Source organism: Hallella sp., from assembly GCF_037460745.1.
In the GTDB taxonomy this organism is placed as follows: domain Bacteria; phylum Bacteroidota; class Bacteroidia; order Bacteroidales; family Bacteroidaceae; genus Prevotella; species Prevotella faecis.
In genome coordinates this window covers 1-16,580 of sequence record NZ_JAXVAE010000093.1, presented here as the reverse complement: position 1 = coordinate 16,580, position 16,580 = coordinate 1, and the positions used below count along the sequence as shown (strand labels likewise).

The window sequence follows — 16,580 nt, the reverse complement described above, 5'->3', positions numbered from 1 at the left end:
GTGGGATAGCCTTGCACATGTGGCATGTGCGAAAAAATAGGCTAAATGATGATGCAAAGTTACTATTTTTATAATAATATGAGAAGATTAGCGTTAAAATATTAATGGAAAAACAGGAAAAAGACGACTCCTATTCACATATCTTGAAATACACCAGCCTTTTCGGCGGTGTGCAAGGACTGGGCATTCTGGTCGGAATAGTGCGCAATAAGCTTGTTGCGCTTCTTCTCGGCCCAGACGGCATGGGGTTGGTGTCGCTTTTCAATTCCACCATTAAGTTGGTGAGCGACTCCACCAACTTCGGCTTGTCGATGAGTGCGGTGAAGAATTTGTCGGAGGCCTACGACACGGGTGACGACGAAAAAGTGCGCCATGCGGTGCGCTTGGTGCGTTCTTGGAGTTTGCTCACGGCGTTGTTGGGAATGGTGGTGTGCATCGTGTTTAGCCCGTTTTTCGACAAGTGGACGTTTACCTGGGGCAACCACACCCTTCATTTTGTCTTGTTGTCGCCCGTTGTGGGCCTGATGGCCATCACCAGTGGCGAGACGGCTGTCTTGAAGGGGGTGCGCAAGTTGCGACCGTTGGCGCTCATATCGCTCTGTTGCGTGTTCTTGGCGCTATTGTGCTCTGTCCCTATTTATTATGAGTTTGGCCAGTCGGGTATCGTCCTGTCGCTTGTTCTGTTTGCGCTCATGCAATGCCTGGCCACCATTGTGTTCTCGTTCCGGCTCTATGCGCCCTCGTTCTCATTGTCGAGAACATTGTTGGGCGAGGGATTGGGTATGGTGAGACTGGGAATGGCCTTTGTTCTTGCAGGCATCTTGGGTAGTGGAGCCGAGTTTGTGGTTAGGTCTTACCTGAGCACGTCGGGCCAACTGACGGCGGTGGGATTATACAATGCGGGCTATGTGATGACGATGACCTATGCCGGCATGGTGTTCTCGGCAATGGAAACCGATTATTTCCCACGTCTGTCGGGCATTCCCACGCTCGGCGCGCGCCTTAACCAAGTGGTGAATCACCAGATGGAGGTGTCCTTGTTGTTGGTGTCTCCATTGCTGGTGCTGTTCTTGGTGTTCCTGCCCATCCTTCTGCCGTTGCTCTATAGTGGCCATTTCCTGCCCATCCTCGGTATGATGAAGGTGGTGGTGCTGGCCATGTATTTCCGCGCGCTCACCTTGCCGGTGGAGTATATCGCCCTGTCGCGGAGCGACTCGCATGCTTACCTGTTGCTGGAGGCTGTGTACGACATCGCTTTCGTTGTGCTTGTCATATTGGGCTACCATTACCTCTCCCTGTGGGGTACAGGCTTGGGATTGCTTCTTGCCAGTGGGCTCAATTTTGTGGTGGTGATGGCCTATTCGCACTGGCGCTATAGGTTTGTGGCCTCGCGCGAAGTGAAACTCTACGCGCTCCTTCAAATGCCGTTGGGCGGATTGGCCTTCTTGGGCACTTACGCGTTTGAAGGATGGCTTTATTGGGTGGTTGGCTTGTTGCTTGCCGCCGTGTCGCTTGTCCTGTCGGTATGGGTGCTGCATTCCAAATCCAATTTGTGGCAGGCGTTGAAAGATCGCTTGTTGAGGCGTTTTCGCAAATCGTCCAACCAAAACAATGAATGATGAGCAAGCCCCAAGTAACAATCCTTGTGGCTGTATGGAACACGGCTGCTTATCTACCCCAATGCCTTGAGTCGTTGCGTGGGCAAACGCTTCGCGATATTCAGGTGGTGTGTGTCGACGATGCGTCCACCGACGAGTCGCTGGCTGTGTTGCGACATTACGCGGACCTCGATGAGCGCATAGAGGTGGTCGCGCTTCCGAAAAACCAAGGGCAGGCGCATGCCAGGAACGTGGCCCTTCGCCAAGCCAAGGGAGAATTTGTGTGTTTTCTTGATAGCGATGATTGGATGGCCGATGACTGTTTGGAGCAAGCGGTGCGTGTGTTTCAGGCTCATCCTTCGACCGATAGCGTACTGTTTCACACCTTATATTATTATAATGAAAGCCGTCAGGACGAGTTTCCGATGAAGCCTTTTGAGGTTTTACGGGGCGAGGAAGCGTTTGTGCTGTCGCTCACGTGGAAGATCCACGGAGTTTATATGGTGCGCGCCACCATCCATGAGCGATATCCTTATGACGAGAGCGCCCGTGCCTTTAGCGACGATAACACCACGCGCCTTCATTATTTGGCGTCGCGTGAGGTGAGAACATGTCAGGGAACCTACTATTATCGGCAAAGGCAAACGTCTGTTTCTCACCAGTTTAACCTGCGCCGGTTCGATTATTTGGTGGCCAACCAGAGCATGAAACGGCAGTTGGTGGCGCTCCGTGTGGCAGACGATGTGCTAAATCTCTACGAGAACCATCGTTGGCTGAATGTGGTGGATATGTACATGTTGTGGTTCAAGCATCGAGCAAGCTTGTCCACATTTGCGCAGCGTAGAGCCTTGGCGCTGATAAGAGACAGTTGGCGCTCAATGGAAGGGCAGCGTATAAAACCTTCGTTAAGGAGAAAGGTGGGCTATATGCCATGCAAAGGACATTGGCGCTTGTTTATGTTGCAGGAGAATGGCTATTTCTTCCTGCGCAAATTGATGGGGCGGTTGTGAACCTTTGCGGCCTTTGCTTCGGTTGGTGCTGGCCAGGGCTTATATCTGCCTGTTTGGTGTTGGAATAGGAGTGTAAGTGGCCCACCCGTAGCCTCGTGGCCCAATGATGTGTGATGGCTTTCTGGACAATAAAGAAGAAAAGGAGGACATAGGGAACTTTTTTGTTGTTTAGAATGCATTAAATTGGTATAAAAAAGTGAAAAACTTTTTGGGCATTGGTTTTTATTCGTTACCTTTGCAACAAAAGATAACACAGATGATAGCTCTGATTATTATCGGAATACTGCTTGTAGGCTACGTGCTTATCGCAACCGAATGTTTCACCCAGGTGAATAAGGCAGCTGTGGCTATATTCGTTTGTACGGCAGGCTGGGTGCTCTATATAAGTTATGGGGCAGATTTCGTCATGAGCCAACATCCTGTGGAATACCAGAACTTCTTAGGGGGAGCAGCGTCGACGAGTGTTTCCGTGAAGGAGTTTATTGCAGGCAACGTTTTTCTGAAATATGTGGGAAGAGCCTCGGAAATAGTGCTTTTCCTGCTCGCCACCATGACCATTGTGGAGGTGCTGGACAACAATGGTTGTTTTGATTTCATCTCGCAATTATTGAAAACGCGAAGCGGAAAGCGCATGTTGTGGACATTGGCGATCGTGACGCTCCTCATTTCCGTGAATCTCGACAACCTTACCACAACCTTGATGATGCTGGTCATCATGCGTAAAATCATACCCAACCGCCGTCACCGCATGATTTACGGATCGGCCATCGTGGTGGCGGCCAACTGTGGTGGCGCCATGACGGTTATTGGCGACCCAACGGGGCTCATGCTTTGGAACAATGGCCTTGTGAGCGCCACGAACTATTCCATGTCGCTTGTCGTTCCCTGCTTGGTAGCGTGGGTTGTGCCTACATGGTGGCTTGGACGTAGCTTGCCAGGCCGAGTGGAGACGGAGTGGATAACGATGCCCTATCGTGGCGACGACACGCGCCTCAATGTGTGGCAACGACTGCTCATGCTCTTTGTTGGTATTGGCGGATTGTGGTTCATCCCAACCTTTCATACCATCACCAAGTTGAGCCCGTTCATTGGCGCCCTGTGCGTGTTGGGCGTGTTATGGATAGTCAACGAGGTTTTCAATCGCAAACTGATGAATATGGATGCGATGGTGCGCCGACGCATGCCACGGGCTTTGTTCTATGGTAACCATCAGCTTATCCTGTTTGTCATGGGAATCATTTTGGCCCTTGGCGTGGTGAAGGAAACGGGAATCCTTACGGATGTATGGCATTTCTTGGACGGCGTGGCACCGGGCGATTGGGCGTTCGGCGTGTGTGCGGGTGTCATCAGTTCGTTCCTCGACAATTTCGCAACCGTGGCAAGTTTCACATCTCTCAATCCATCGACAGAGATGAATGCCGACTATTGGAAACTCATCGCCTACGGGTCGGCCGTTGGTAGCAATGTCTTGGCAATAGGGTCGGCTGCGGGAATAACCCTGATGAAGACCGAACGTATCCATTTGGGATGGTACTTTAAAAACGTTGGCGGTATGGCGGCCATTGGAGCCGCATTGGGATTTGTAGTCCTTGCGCTGATGATATATGCGTGATTTAACTTAAAAATAACAACATAAGCTATGGCAAAGATTAAGACAATAGGCATTATGACCTCGGGTGGCGACTCGCCTGGTATGAATGCAGCTATTCGTGCGGTAACCCGTGCGGGAATATGCAACGGGTTTAACATCAAAGCCATTTACCGAGGCTATGACGGCCTCATTAATGATGAGGTGAAGCCATTCACTACCGAGAATGTGTCGGGCATCATTATGCAGGGTGGAACGATACTGCGCACGGCGCGCTCCAAGGAATTTATGACTCCTGAGGGTAAGGAAAAGGCGTATGCCACATTGCTGAAAGAGGAGATTGACGCGTTGGTGGTTATTGGAGGAAACGGATCTCTGACAGGAGCTATGCAGTTTGCGCGCGAGTATGACGTGTGCTGCATCGGACTGCCTGGAACCATCGACAACGACCTGTATGGCACCGACTCGACGATAGGCTACGACACTACGTTGAACACCATTGTGGAGTGTGTAGACCGCATACGCGACACGGCACAAAGCCATGAGCGCATCTTCTTTGTTGAGGTAATGGGACGAGACGCTGGTTACTTGGCGCAAAACTCGGCTATCGCAAGTGGAGCTGAGGCGGCCATCATCCCGGAGGACACAACCGACGTCGACCAGTTGGCTCAGTTTATGGAGCGCGGCATACGCAAATCTAAGAAGAGTTGTATCGTCATCGTGTCGGAGAGTCCTAAGTGCGGCGCCCTTTATTATGCCGACCGTGTGAAGAAGGAATTCCCTGGATATGATGTTCGCGTGTCAATTCTTGGTCATTTGCAGAGAGGCGGACGCCCGTCAGCCCACGACCGTATCCTTGCCAGCCGTACCGGTGTGGGAGCCATTGAAGCCATTATGCAGGGACAGCGCAACGTGATGGTCGGAGTTCGCAACAACGAGGTGGTCTACGTGCCGCTATCTGAGGCGATCAGATCCGACAAGCCTTTCGACCGAAAGCTTATTAAGGTGCTCGACGACTTGAGCATTTAAGGCAATTCTCTGTTTAGCAAACCCAATTCTTATAATAACAAAACATTAAATCTAAATAGTTTATGGCACATATTAATGGGCGCATCTCCCAGATTATTGGTCCTGTGGTGGATGTCTATTTCGACACCCAGGGACAAGATGCCGAGAAGGTGTTGCCTAAGATTCACGAAGCCTTGACGGTGAAACGCCCAGATGGCTCTAACCTTATCATTGAGGTGCAGCAGCACATTGGTGAGGATACCGTTCGTTGTGTGGCAATGGACAATACCGATGGCTTGCAGCGTGGTTTGGACGTGGTGCCCACGGGTAGCCCTATCACCATGCCTGCTGGCGAGCAGATCAAGGGACGTATGATGAACGTGATTGGACAGCCTATCGATGGCATGAAGACCCTCGACATGACTGGTAGCTATCCCATCCACCGTCCCGCTCCTAAATTCGACGAGTTGTCAACCCATAAAGAGATGTTGGCTACGGGTATCAAGGTCATCGATCTGCTTGAGCCTTACATGAGGGGTGGTAAGATCGGACTCTTTGGTGGAGCAGGAGTGGGTAAGACCGTGCTTATCATGGAGCTGATCAACAACATCGCCAAGGGACACGATGGTTATTCGGTGTTCGCTGGAGTAGGTGAGCGTACCCGTGAGGGTAACGACCTTGTTCGCGATATGCTCGAGTCGGGCGTTATTCGCTATGGTGAGAAGTTTATGAAAGCCATGGAAGAAGGCAAGTGGGATCTCTCGCTGGTCGATCCTGAGGAGCTGCGCAAGTCGCAAGCCACCCTTGTCTATGGTCAGATGAACGAGCCTCCTGGGGCACGCGCTTCCGTAGCACTTTCGGGCCTGACCGTCGCAGAGGAGTTCCGCGATCATGGAGGTAAGGATGGAGCACCTGCCGATATCATGTTCTTCATCGATAACATCTTCCGTTTCACTCAGGCTGGTTCTGAGGTGTCGGCTCTGTTGGGTCGTATGCCTTCGGCTGTGGGTTACCAACCTACGTTGGCCTCGGAGATGGGTGCCATGCAGGAACGAATCACTTCTACGAAGAAAGGTTCTATCACCTCTGTGCAGGCTGTTTACGTGCCTGCCGACGACTTGACCGATCCCGCTCCTGCTACAACCTTCTCGCACCTCGACGCCACCACGGTGCTCGACCGTAAGATTACCGAGTTGGGTATTTACCCTGCTGTTGATCCGTTGGCTTCCACCTCGCGTATTCTTGATCCGCTTATCGTAGGTAAGGAACATTATGAGTGCGCTCAGCGTGTGAAGGAGACCTTGCAGCATTACAACGAGTTGCAGGACATCATCGCCATCCTGGGTATGGATGAGTTGTCGGATGAGGACAAGCTCGTGGTGAATCGCGCTCGTCGTGTGCAGCGCTTCCTCAGCCAGCCGTTCGCCGTGGCAGAGCAGTTCACGGGTGTACCTGGCGTGATGGTTAGCATCGAGGACACGATTAAGGGCTTCAACGCTATTCTCGACGGAGAGGTCGACGACCTTCCCGAGCAGGCATTCATGAATGTCGGTACCATCGAGGACGCCAAGGCTAAGGGTAAGAAACTGCTTGAGGCAGCGAAGGCTTAATCATTGGTTTGAAGGCTTTTAATACTTTGAGTCATGCTGAAACTTAAAATCGTTAGCCCCGAAAAGGTCGTATATGATGGCGACATAGAGAGTGTGATAGTGCCTGGTACGCTCGGACAATTCGAGATACTCGACAACCATGCCCCCATCATCTCCTCGTTGACCGACGGAATGGTGGTGTACACAGGTAAGGACGGCAAACAAAGCATCGAAGTGCATGGCGGATTCGTTGAGGTTAAGAAAAACGAAGTCTGCGTTTGCGTGGAGGTGTAACCTACAACAGTCAATGCAATGAATAACATCAACAAAGTGCGCAAAATGGGATTGTGGATGATAGCCGGGGGTACCTTGGCGACACTGACGGTCCTTAACGTTATCCAAGAAACCGCTTGGCTAAACAAGGTTGTATGGGTAGCGCTGGGCGCACTTGCGTTGTGGTTCGTGGTAACGGCTGTCATGCGAATGATGATTTCCCGTAAAAGTAAATCCAGAAAACCATGATGCCTTCGCTGACTGCTATCGTCTGTTGTTCATCGTTTTAGGACTGATGTGGCTCTTGGGGTGTTCCTTCTTTGAACGGAAGGCTCCTCAGCTATTGGTGTATTTCGGCTTTGCTTTTATGGTGATACGGGCGCAAGTCGTTCTGACGTTAGTTGGTGTACACGCGTTCGTCATATCAGAAAGCCTGGAAGAGGCCAAGTCGTTTGCCGCCATGGTACTCATCATGTATGGGGTAATGATGGTGGTTACGCACGTGATAAAAATTAATAGATAAGCATACAAATGAAATTGGTTAAACATATTGTCTGCCTGTTGGTGCTGATGATGGCTTGGCTTCCTACGGTGGGAGCTGAGGCTAATGAGTCGCAGTCGATAAATGCCAGCGAGATAGTGCTTGAGCATATCAAGGACACTTACGATTGGCACGTGACCGAAATAGGCGACCGCTCAATCGTCATCAACTTGCCGGTTATAGTGAAGAGTTCCACGGGTTGGCATGTCTTTAGTACGGCTGAGTTTGCGCATGAACCCGACGCCAAGGGTTATCGCATGGGCCCCGCCCAACTGGCTATCGCCACTCGTGGCGAGCATGCTGGCAAGGTGGTGGAGCTGCAGGGCGAGAAGGAAGTGTTGCCGTTCGACATCTCCATCACAAAGACTGTGGCGGTGATGTTCATTAATGTGGTGATACTGCTTCTGTGCATCCTGTTGCCTGCCCGTTGGTATCGTAGGCACAAGGCCAGCGATGCCGCCCCCGGTGGTTTCACCGGACTGGTGGAGATGTTGGTGATGTATGTGGAAGACAACATTATTAAGCCTGGTGTCGGCGAGGAAGGTTACGAGAAGTACTCTCCTTATTTGATGACATGCTTCTTCTTCATTTTAGTCTGCAACATTATGGGCGTCATACCGTTCCCGCCGGGATCGGGTAATGTGACGGGTAATATCGCCATTACCTTCTTCTTGGCCGTGTGCACATTCATCGTCACGCAGGTTAGTGGAACCAAGCATTATTGGAAGGACATTTTCTGGCCCGAGGTGCCTTTGGCCCTGAAGGCGTTCCCGATTATCCCTGTCATTGAGTTCGTGGGTATTTTCACTAAGCCCTTCGCTTTGATGATTCGTCTCTTTGCCAACATGATGGCTGGACACGCCATTGCGGTATCGTTGATTTGCATCATCTTCATTGTTGCCGCAAAGGCCATGGCCGTAATGATTGGCATGTCGGTGCTTGGCATTGTGATGGCTGTGTTCATGATGTTGCTCGAGTGCATGGTTTGCTTCATCCAGGCAATGGTGTTCACAATGTTGAGTTCTATCTTCATTGGACTCGCAAGAGAAAAATAAACATTAATAATAACAATAAAAACCTTAAAGATTATGATTTCATTATTATTGGCAGCTGAAGCTGCAGCAGGTCTTGCTAAGTTGGGCGCTGGTATCGGCGCTGGTATTGCTGTTCTCGGTGCAGGTATCGGTATTGGTCGCATTGGTGGCCAGGCCATGGACGCTATGGCTCGTCAGCCCGAGGTGATGAACAAGCTTTTCACGAACATGATCGTAGCAGCTGCTCTGGTGGAGGGTGTTGCTCTGTTCGCAGTAGTTGTAGCATTCCTTTGCATCTAATCGTCGTAAGAGTTAAGCGCTGCGTATGGATTTGTTAATGCCAAGTACAGGCCTGCTTTTTTGGATGACTATTGTCTTCCTGATTGCGCTTTGCATCCTGGGTAAATGGGGTTTCCCCTCCATCTCAAAGATGGTAAAGGAGCGCAAGGCCTTCATCGACGATAGTCTTCGCAAAGCGCATGAGGCCAACGAGAAACTTGCCAATATCCAGAAAGAAGGAGAATCCATTTTGCAGGAAGCCCGCGAGAAACAGGCAGCCATCATGAAGGAGGCTACCGAGACCCGTGAGGCGATTGTCGCTAAGGCTCAGGAGAAAGCGAAGGACGAAGGTGCTCGCCTGATTAATGACGCGAAAGCGGAAATTGCGACGGAGAAGCAACAAGCCATTCGTGAGATCCGAGCCCAGGTCGCTGAGTTGTCAGTGAAGATTGCTGAGCGCATTGTGCGCGAGAAGCTTTCTGGCGACGGCAAGCAGATGGAGCTGATTGACAAACTGCTGGATGAAGTGACTGTTGATGACAAAACGAGTAAATAGTTGTAGCATATGGATTTAGGTGTAATATCGGTCAGGTATGCCCGCGCACTCTTGAAGAGCGCTACGGATATGAAGCAAGAGGATGCTGTATATAAGGAGATGCTTGTGCTTTCGCAGAGTTATCTCCAAGTACCGGCCCTTCGCTCCACGATAGACAATCCCATGCTCGATAAGGACAAGAAGAATGCCTTGCTTGAGGTAGCTTGTGGTGGACAGGTCTCAGACCTGACACAACGTTTCCTTCAACTTGTTCTGAACGAGGGTAGGGAGAGCACCCTGCAATTTATGGCTGCTTCTTATTTAACGCTTTATCGTCAACAGAAAAACGTCACTCGAGGAAAACTGACTACCGCTGTTGCTGTCTCGCCCGAAACGGAGCGTAAGATGAAGGCAATGGTGGAAAGTAAAACTCATGGAACGGTGGAGTTCAACACAGAGGTGGATCCCAATATTATCGGAGGGTTCATCTTGGAGTATGACACCTACCGGATGGATGCAAGTGTCAAGACGAAACTTAACACGATTCTTAATCAATTAAAGAAATAATCAATGTCAGATAAAATTAGACCAAGCGAGGTGTCTGAGGTTCTGCTGAAGCAACTCGAAGGCGTTAACTCTGCTGAGCAGTTTGACGAGGTGGGTACGGTGCTGACCGTTTCAGACGGTGTGGCACGCATCTACGGACTGCGTAATGCAGAGGCCAGTGAGTTGCTTGAGTTTGAAAATGGCACCATGGCTATCGTGATGAACCTGGAGGAAGACAACGTGGGTTGTGTGCTTTTGGGTTCTACGGCTGGTATCAAAGAGGGACAGAAGGTTAAGCGTACACACCATATCGCTTCGATTCGTGTGAACGACAACTTCCTGGGCCGTGTGGTCAATCCTCTGGGTGAGCCCATTGATGGCAAGGGTGACATTGACCTGACTGATTCGTTTGAGATGCCCTTGGACCGAAAGGCCCCTGGTGTGATCTATCGTCAGCCGGTGAAGACCCCTTTGCAGACAGGCTTGAAGGCTGTCGACTCAATGATTCCTATTGGTCGTGGACAGCGAGAGTTGATCATTGGTGACCGACAGACGGGTAAGACCGCAGTAGCTGTTGATACTATCATCAACCAAAAAGCCAATTATGAGGCAGGAAAGCCTGTTTATTGCATCTATGTAGCCATTGGCCAGAAGGCCTCTACGGTGGCTGCATTGGTGCAGACGTTGAAGGAGCATGGCGCTCTGCCATATACCATCATCGTTAGTGCTACGGCTGCCGATCCTGCCGCCATGCAGTATTATGCTCCGTTTGCGGGAGCTGCTATTGGTGAGTACTTCCGCGACCGTGGATTCGATGCCCTTGTGGTTTACGACGACCTGTCTAAGCAGGCTGTGGCTTATCGTGAGGTGTCGCTTATCTTGCGTCGTCCTTCAGGACGTGAGGCCTACCCTGGTGATGTGTTCTACCTTCACTCACGTTTGCTTGAGCGTGCCGCACGTATCAATGATCAGCAGGAGATTGCCGAGAGCATGAACGACCTGCCCGAGAGCCTTAAGGGCCATGTGAAGGGTGGAGGCTCGCTGACGGCCCTTCCTATCATCGAGACTCAGGCTGGCGACGTTTCGGCTTACATTCCCACAAACGTGATTTCCATTACCGACGGACAGATTTATCTGGAGACTGACTTGTTCAACCAGGGTTTCCGCCCTGCCATCAATGTGGGTATTTCCGTCAGCCGTGTGGGTGGATCTGCACAGGTGAAGAGTATGAAGAAGGTGGCCGGTACGCTGAAGATCGATATGGCCCAGTATCGTGAGCTCGAGAGCTTCTCCAAGTTCTCAAGCGACATGGATCCTGTTACCGCCATGACAATCGACCGAGGACGTAAGAACAACCAGCTTCTTATCCAACCCCAGTATAGCCCAATGCCTGTAGGCGAGCAAATCGCTATTCTGTATTGTGGTGTGCATGGTTTGATGCACGACGTGGAGGTGGAGATGGTTCGTTCTTGCCAGGATCAGTTCTTGGAGCAGATGCGTACCAAGCACCAGGATGTCATCGACAACCTTGCGTCTGGCAAGCTTCTCGACGAAGATGTCAAGACGATCGAGGAAGTGATGGCAAACGTCACCGGACAGTTTAAGAAATAATAGCCTATGCCGTCATTAAAAGAGATCAAAACCCGCATTGCATCTGTAAAGAGCACTCGTAAGATTACGAGCGCCATGAAGATGGTTGCGTCGTCCAAACTTCATCACGCTCAGACCGCCATTCAGAACATGCTTCCCTACGAGAACATGTTGGAGCATATCTTGAAAGGCTTCTTGGTTTCCATGCCCGATGCTGAAAGCGTTTACAGCTTGGAGCGTGGTGAGGTGAAGAAGGTGGCGTTGATCGTTTATTCGTCTAACAGTTCACTCTGTGGCGGATTTAATGGCAACGTCATTAGGATGATGCAGCAGGCTATTGCGGGTTATAAGGCTCAAGGAATCAGCGACATTACGATTTATCCGATAGGTCGTAAGGTTGCTGAGAAGGTGACGAAACTGGGTTGCCAATGTGCTGGCGACTTTACAGAGTTGGCTGATAAGCCTAATGCGAAAGGTTGTGCAGACATCGCCAAGGAGATTGCGGCGAAGTTTGTTGATGGCGAATACGATAAGGTGGAGATGATTTACCATCATTTCAAGAGTGCAGGAACTCAAATCCTCACTCGTCGCACCTTCCTTCCCATCGACTTGTCTACGGAGAAGATCGGCAATTACAACGATCGTGACCTAAGTTCTAACCTTGTAACGCAGAAGGCCCAGGAGTATTTGCGCAAGAAAGGCGTGTCGAAAAGCCGTAAGAGCGAAGAAGTGGTTGAGCTGAATGACAATTTCATCGTGGAGCCCGACATGGAGTCGGTACTTTCGGTGCTCATTCCTAAGCTTCTCAACCTGATGGTTTACACGGCTTTGCTCGACAGCAATGCTTCAGAGCACGCCGCTCGTATGGTGGCCATGCAATCTGCCACCGATAATGCCGATGAACTGTTGAAGGACCTCAACCTTGAGTTCAACAAGAGTCGTCAGGCAGCCATCACAAGCGAACTTCTTGATATTGTGGGTGGATCTGTCAACAATTGATGAGTCTGCCGCCTAATATGAGCAGAGGTGCCATAGGATATGATTCCTTGACACCTCTGCTTTTTTTGTTAAAGCATAAGTTATGCTCTGTGTTCTTCGTTCTGAGTTTTGACCTTATGTCGCTGTTGTCGCTTGTTGTTGCTGACGTCGCTTATGCTTTCAGTTGCAACATCAAGCAGCACCAATCCTCTTGTTTCTTACGTCCTGTTTCCGTAAAGCCTAATGCGGTGGCTTTGTCAAGGAGAAGTGGAATATCGCTTTCGTAGAATCCGCTGATGATGAGATGGGCGTAGGAAGCCATCACTTCCTTAAATGCCTCCATATCGTTGAGCAGGATATTGCGGTTGATGTTTGCCATGATCACGTCGAAAAGACCCGACACGTGGGTCAAGACGGAGGCGTCTCCAAACATCACCTGCATGTTGTCCACATGGTTGAGTTCTGCGTTGTATTTGGCGTTGTTGGCGCTCCATTCGTCAATGTCGTAGCCCACAACGTCCTTGGCGCCCAACTTGGATGCGGTGATGCCCAGGATGCCCGTTCCGCATCCGCAGTCGAGCACGCGCTTTCCTTCGGCACCAAGTTGCAAGAGCGATTCTATCACCATTTGCGTCGTGTTGTGTGTGCCTGTGCCAAAAGCCTGTATGGCCTTGATGCCAATAAGCGTGGCGCCCTGTGGGGCCGTAGGTTGTTCGCGTCGTGCGTCATACACAATGATTTGTCCGTTGATGTTGATAGGGTCGAATCCCGATTCTTCCCATTGCTCGTTCCAATCTTTGTCCTCCATGTCTTCGAGCGAATAGGTTATGCTGACACCCTCCAAGAGTAATGTGGAAAGCGAATAATCGAGCGCTCCTTGGTCGAATAGTTCCGTTTGCGCATAGCCTTTCAGGCCGTCGGTGGTTTCCTCGAATGCCTCAAAGCCAACTTCTCCCGCCACGCATGATATTAAGTCGCGAGCCGTCTGCCTCAAAGCGTCAGGTCCTGTCACCTTAAAGTGTGCTACTTTGTATTTCATCTTGCTATTGTTATTTTTTGCAAAATTAAAAAATAATAGGGAAAAACCTATCATAGTTTAGGGGTTTTCCTTATATTTGCAGTAAGAATAAATGTATTTTTGCAAGCTGAAAAAGAAGGTATTTTAAAAGCATACAGATATGAAAAAGATTTTTCTTCTCTTAGCTTTTGCAGGGCCAATTTCTTTGCAGGCTTGGGCTCAGAGCGACGACATGTATTTCATGCCGAGCAAGTCTAAGGCAAAAGATGTGGCTCAAGAGGCCCCCGCATACTATGTGGGTAGCAGCCGAAATGTAGATGAGTATAACCGCAGAGGTCGCTTTTGCAGTCATTATCAGCCTATTGGTGGCGATTCGTTGAGTGCCGATGTGTTCGAATTCCAGAAAGGTGCTGGTGTTTATCCTGATTCCAGCTATGTCGACACCTCGTTTGCCTATGAGAATAATTCGTACTGGGACGATGAGGATTTTCGATATACACGCCGCATGAGTCGTTGGGATGGATTCTATAATCCTTGGTTCTATGGTTACTGGGGACCAAGATACTATGGTTTCTACGACCCATGGTATGATCCTTGGTGTTATGGCGCCTATGGAGGATGGTATGGCAGTTGGTATGGTGGTTGGTACGATCCCTGGTACTATGGCTATGCTGGTTACTACGGTTGGGGCTGGCCCTATTATCGTGGTTGGTATGGCTGGGGCTGGAACAATCCCTATTGGGGTGGTGTCCACATCCATTACGCTGGTGGCAATCCTCGCGGATTGACGGGTAACCGCACGTGGAGTTATGGCGCTGGAAGCACCTCTGGCGTCGGATCAACGAGCGGACGATACAATGGGGCGTACGGCAATCGTGTTACCACGGGCTCACGCAACAGTTACACTTCACGAAGCAACAACAATCGCTCGTTTGGTTCGCGTACCAACAGAACCTACAATTCCAATTCGCAAAACCGCACCTATACGCCCAGCCGCTCCTACAACTCCTTTGGCAGCAACACTCCTTCGTCGGGTAGCTTTGGCGGATCCGTTGGCGGTGGCTTCGGAGGCTCACGCTCAGGCGGAGGCTTCGGTGGTGGCCATTCTGGCGGTGGTGGCGGAGGCCATTTTGGTGGTGGCCGACGCTAACTGTTATGGACGAGGTTTTAAGCCCCTTAAAGAAACAACATCTATTTATATAAGACATTATTATGATGAAAACAAAATACAGTATCATCGCAGCATTGGCCCTTGTGGCAGTTCCTCTGTCGGCCCAGGAAACCTATCAGGACACGAAGTTGGTTGATAGTGAGCTCAACGGCACAGCCCGTTACGTGGGCATGGGTGGCGCCATGGAGGCTCTGGGAGCCGATATCTCTACCATTGGAAGCAATCCGGCTGGCATAGGCCTTTTCCGATCCAGCCAGGTGTCGCTCTCGGGTGGATTTGTGGCGCAGAAAGACGCCACCACGTCACCTTCCTTTGGCGGCATTAACGCTCGTATAGATGGCAACAAGACCAATGCGAGCTTTGACCAGGTAGGTTTAGTTTATGCTTTCCGTACAAGTCAAAGCAGTTTCCTGAACTTTGCGTTCAACTATCACAAGAGCAGGAATTTCGATCAGATACTTACTGCTGGTGGTGTGCTCAACAAGGCTTCGCAGAACAAACTGACTGCTATGAAGTATCCCTATGGAACCGATTACAATTGGAATGGTGTGGACGCCAACTATTCGGCTTTGCTGACCCCCATCATGAATGAGGAGAACAAGCAGGTGGGATTAGATTACCTCAACGGAACAGAGTATCTCTTTGGGCAATACCAAAAGGGCTATATAGGCGAGTATGACTTCAATATCAGCGGAAACTTAAATGACCGTGTGTTTCTAGGACTGACGGTTGGTTTGCGTGATGTGAACTATCGCTCCAATAGTTATTACACGGAGAACCTGGAGCAGAACGCCATGGCCGAGTCGTGGGAAGACCTGCGCATCGATGGCCAAGGCTTCGACTTGAAGGCTGGTGTTATTTTCCGTCCTGTTGAGACCTCGCCCTTCCGCATAGGCCTTTATGTGAATACTCCAACGTGGTATGACCTTACGCTTTCATCGGCTAACGATGTGACGATGACCGACGCGGCGGGCTCTCTCGACAAAGGCCAGAAGGCCGACTATGATTACAAGGTCTATACGCCTTGGAAGTTTGGCGTTAGCTTAGGCCACACCTTGGCAGGATGCTTGGCTCTGGGCGCCACCTACGAGTATTCCGACTATGGCTCCATTGACAACCGTATCAATGATGGCGGCTATTACGACGATTGGTCTTACTATTTCCAGCAGAGCTCAAGTGATCGCACAATGAACCGCCACACCAAATCGACTCTGAAGGGCGTAAGCACCTTGAAGCTGGGTATGGAGTTTAAGCCTATGCCCGAATTCTCCATCCGCTTGGGTTACAACTATATGAGTCCGATGTTTAGCGAGAATGGGTTCCGCGACGGAAGTCTTGAAAGCCCGGGCTCGGCTTATGCCACCTCTACCGATTACACCAACTGGAAGTCGACCAACCGCGTAACGGCAGGTTTTGGCTACCAGATGAAGAAATTCTTTGTGGATTTGGCATACCAATACAGTCAGACTGATGGTGATTTCTATCCTTTCATGAGCTACGTGGCCAATAGCGCATCTTCTCCCGACAACTGTATAGCTGATGGTGTGAAGGTGAGCAACAAGCGTAACCAAATGCTGCTCACTCTCGGCTATCGCTTCTAATAGGCAGTACATCTCGTTTGTTGTGGTATCTGTTGCGTCCACAACACCTTATATAAGAATGGCTTATTTTGCGCCCATCGTCATGTGGACGGCAAAATAAGCCATTTTCGCTTTAATCTCCAATCGGTCATTAGACCGAAACAGGAAGATTATTAGGATGTTATTAATCCCAAATCGGTCATTAGGATTTCTCTGTGTCGTACGGCAAAGAGAAATCCTTT

Annotated in this window: 16 protein-coding genes; 15 read left to right on the top strand and 1 reads right to left on the bottom strand. The window is 50.3% G+C overall.

Annotated features, from left to right (window positions below; all coding sequences use genetic code 11):
* Positions 1–104: 104 nt before the first annotated feature.
* The 13 genes from WKK33_RS05605 (at position 105) to WKK33_RS05545 (ending at position 12,590) form a co-directional block, all read left to right on the top strand.
* Positions 105–1,619, top strand: a complete 1,515-nt coding sequence (locus WKK33_RS05605) for an oligosaccharide flippase family protein (RefSeq protein ID WP_337932873.1) — start codon at positions 105–107, stop codon at positions 1,617–1,619.
* Positions 1,616–2,608 carry a glycosyltransferase family 2 protein gene (locus tag WKK33_RS05600; protein ID WP_337932872.1) on the top strand — a complete coding sequence of 331 codons (993 nt, stop codon included), beginning with the start codon at positions 1,616–1,618 and terminating at the stop codon, positions 2,606–2,608. Before WKK33_RS05605 ends, WKK33_RS05600 begins: the two co-directional genes overlap by 4 nt.
* Before the next feature lie 259 nt (positions 2,609–2,867).
* Positions 2,868–4,220 carry an SLC13 family permease gene (locus WKK33_RS05595; RefSeq protein ID WP_337932883.1) on the top strand — a complete coding sequence of 451 codons (1,353 nt, stop codon included), beginning with the start codon at positions 2,868–2,870 and terminating at the stop codon, positions 4,218–4,220.
* Between the two features lie 27 nt (positions 4,221–4,247).
* Complete coding sequence (gene pfkA, locus WKK33_RS05590) at positions 4,248–5,225, top strand: 6-phosphofructokinase (protein WP_287769911.1); 978 nt, start codon at positions 4,248–4,250, stop codon at positions 5,223–5,225.
* 62 nt (positions 5,226–5,287) lie between these two features.
* Complete coding sequence (gene atpD, locus WKK33_RS05585) at positions 5,288–6,814, top strand: F0F1 ATP synthase subunit beta (protein WP_337932870.1); 1,527 nt, start codon at positions 5,288–5,290, stop codon at positions 6,812–6,814.
* Positions 6,815–6,847: 33 nt separating this feature from the next.
* A complete protein-coding gene (gene atpC, locus WKK33_RS05580) occupies positions 6,848–7,087 on the top strand; it encodes an ATP synthase F1 subunit epsilon (RefSeq protein WP_215760399.1) in 240 nt (79 codons plus the stop codon).
* A gap of 18 nt (positions 7,088–7,105) precedes the next feature.
* Complete coding sequence (locus WKK33_RS05575; protein ID WP_337932868.1) at positions 7,106–7,315, top strand: hypothetical protein; 210 nt, start codon at positions 7,106–7,108, stop codon at positions 7,313–7,315.
* 282 nt (positions 7,316–7,597) lie between these two features.
* The gene (atpB, locus tag WKK33_RS05570) at positions 7,598–8,662 is read left to right on the top strand and encodes a F0F1 ATP synthase subunit A (protein ID WP_215760396.1); all 1,065 of its coding nucleotides are present in this window, start codon (positions 7,598–7,600) and stop codon (positions 8,660–8,662) included.
* 30 nt (positions 8,663–8,692) lie between these two features.
* Positions 8,693–8,941 (top strand): ATP synthase F0 subunit C, encoded by a 249-nt coding sequence (gene atpE, locus WKK33_RS05565; protein WP_287769942.1) that lies wholly within the window; start codon positions 8,693–8,695, stop codon positions 8,939–8,941.
* A gap of 25 nt (positions 8,942–8,966) precedes the next feature.
* A complete protein-coding gene (atpF, locus tag WKK33_RS05560) occupies positions 8,967–9,476 on the top strand; it encodes a F0F1 ATP synthase subunit B (RefSeq protein WP_337469004.1) in 510 nt (169 codons plus the stop codon).
* Positions 9,477–9,485: 9 nt separating this feature from the next.
* On the top strand, positions 9,486–10,022 hold the full coding sequence (locus WKK33_RS05555) for a F0F1 ATP synthase subunit delta (protein ID WP_215760393.1): 537 nt from the start codon (positions 9,486–9,488) through the stop codon (positions 10,020–10,022).
* 3 nt (positions 10,023–10,025) lie between these two features.
* Positions 10,026–11,612, top strand: a complete 1,587-nt coding sequence (gene atpA, locus WKK33_RS05550; RefSeq protein WP_337568613.1) for a F0F1 ATP synthase subunit alpha — start codon at positions 10,026–10,028, stop codon at positions 11,610–11,612.
* A gap of 6 nt (positions 11,613–11,618) precedes the next feature.
* Positions 11,619–12,590: a F0F1 ATP synthase subunit gamma gene (locus tag WKK33_RS05545; protein WP_215760391.1), complete on the top strand. Its 972-nt coding sequence runs from the start codon at positions 11,619–11,621 to the stop codon at positions 12,588–12,590.
* 151 nt (positions 12,591–12,741) lie between these two features.
* On the opposite strand, the gene prmA is transcribed toward WKK33_RS05545, so the two are convergent.
* Complete coding sequence (prmA, locus tag WKK33_RS05540; RefSeq protein ID WP_337932867.1) at positions 12,742–13,608, bottom strand: 50S ribosomal protein L11 methyltransferase; 867 nt, start codon at positions 13,606–13,608, stop codon at positions 12,742–12,744.
* Between the two features lie 139 nt (positions 13,609–13,747).
* Here prmA and WKK33_RS05535 point away from each other — a divergent pair, with 139 nt between their 5' ends.
* Both WKK33_RS05535 and WKK33_RS05530 read left to right on the top strand, forming a co-directional pair.
* The gene (locus WKK33_RS05535; RefSeq protein ID WP_337932866.1) at positions 13,748–14,737 is read left to right on the top strand and encodes a hypothetical protein; all 990 of its coding nucleotides are present in this window, start codon (positions 13,748–13,750) and stop codon (positions 14,735–14,737) included.
* A 65-nt stretch (positions 14,738–14,802) separates the two neighbouring features.
* On the top strand, positions 14,803–16,359 hold the full coding sequence (locus WKK33_RS05530; protein ID WP_309438383.1) for a hemin receptor: 1,557 nt from the start codon (positions 14,803–14,805) through the stop codon (positions 16,357–16,359).
* Positions 16,360–16,580 lie beyond the last annotated feature (221 nt).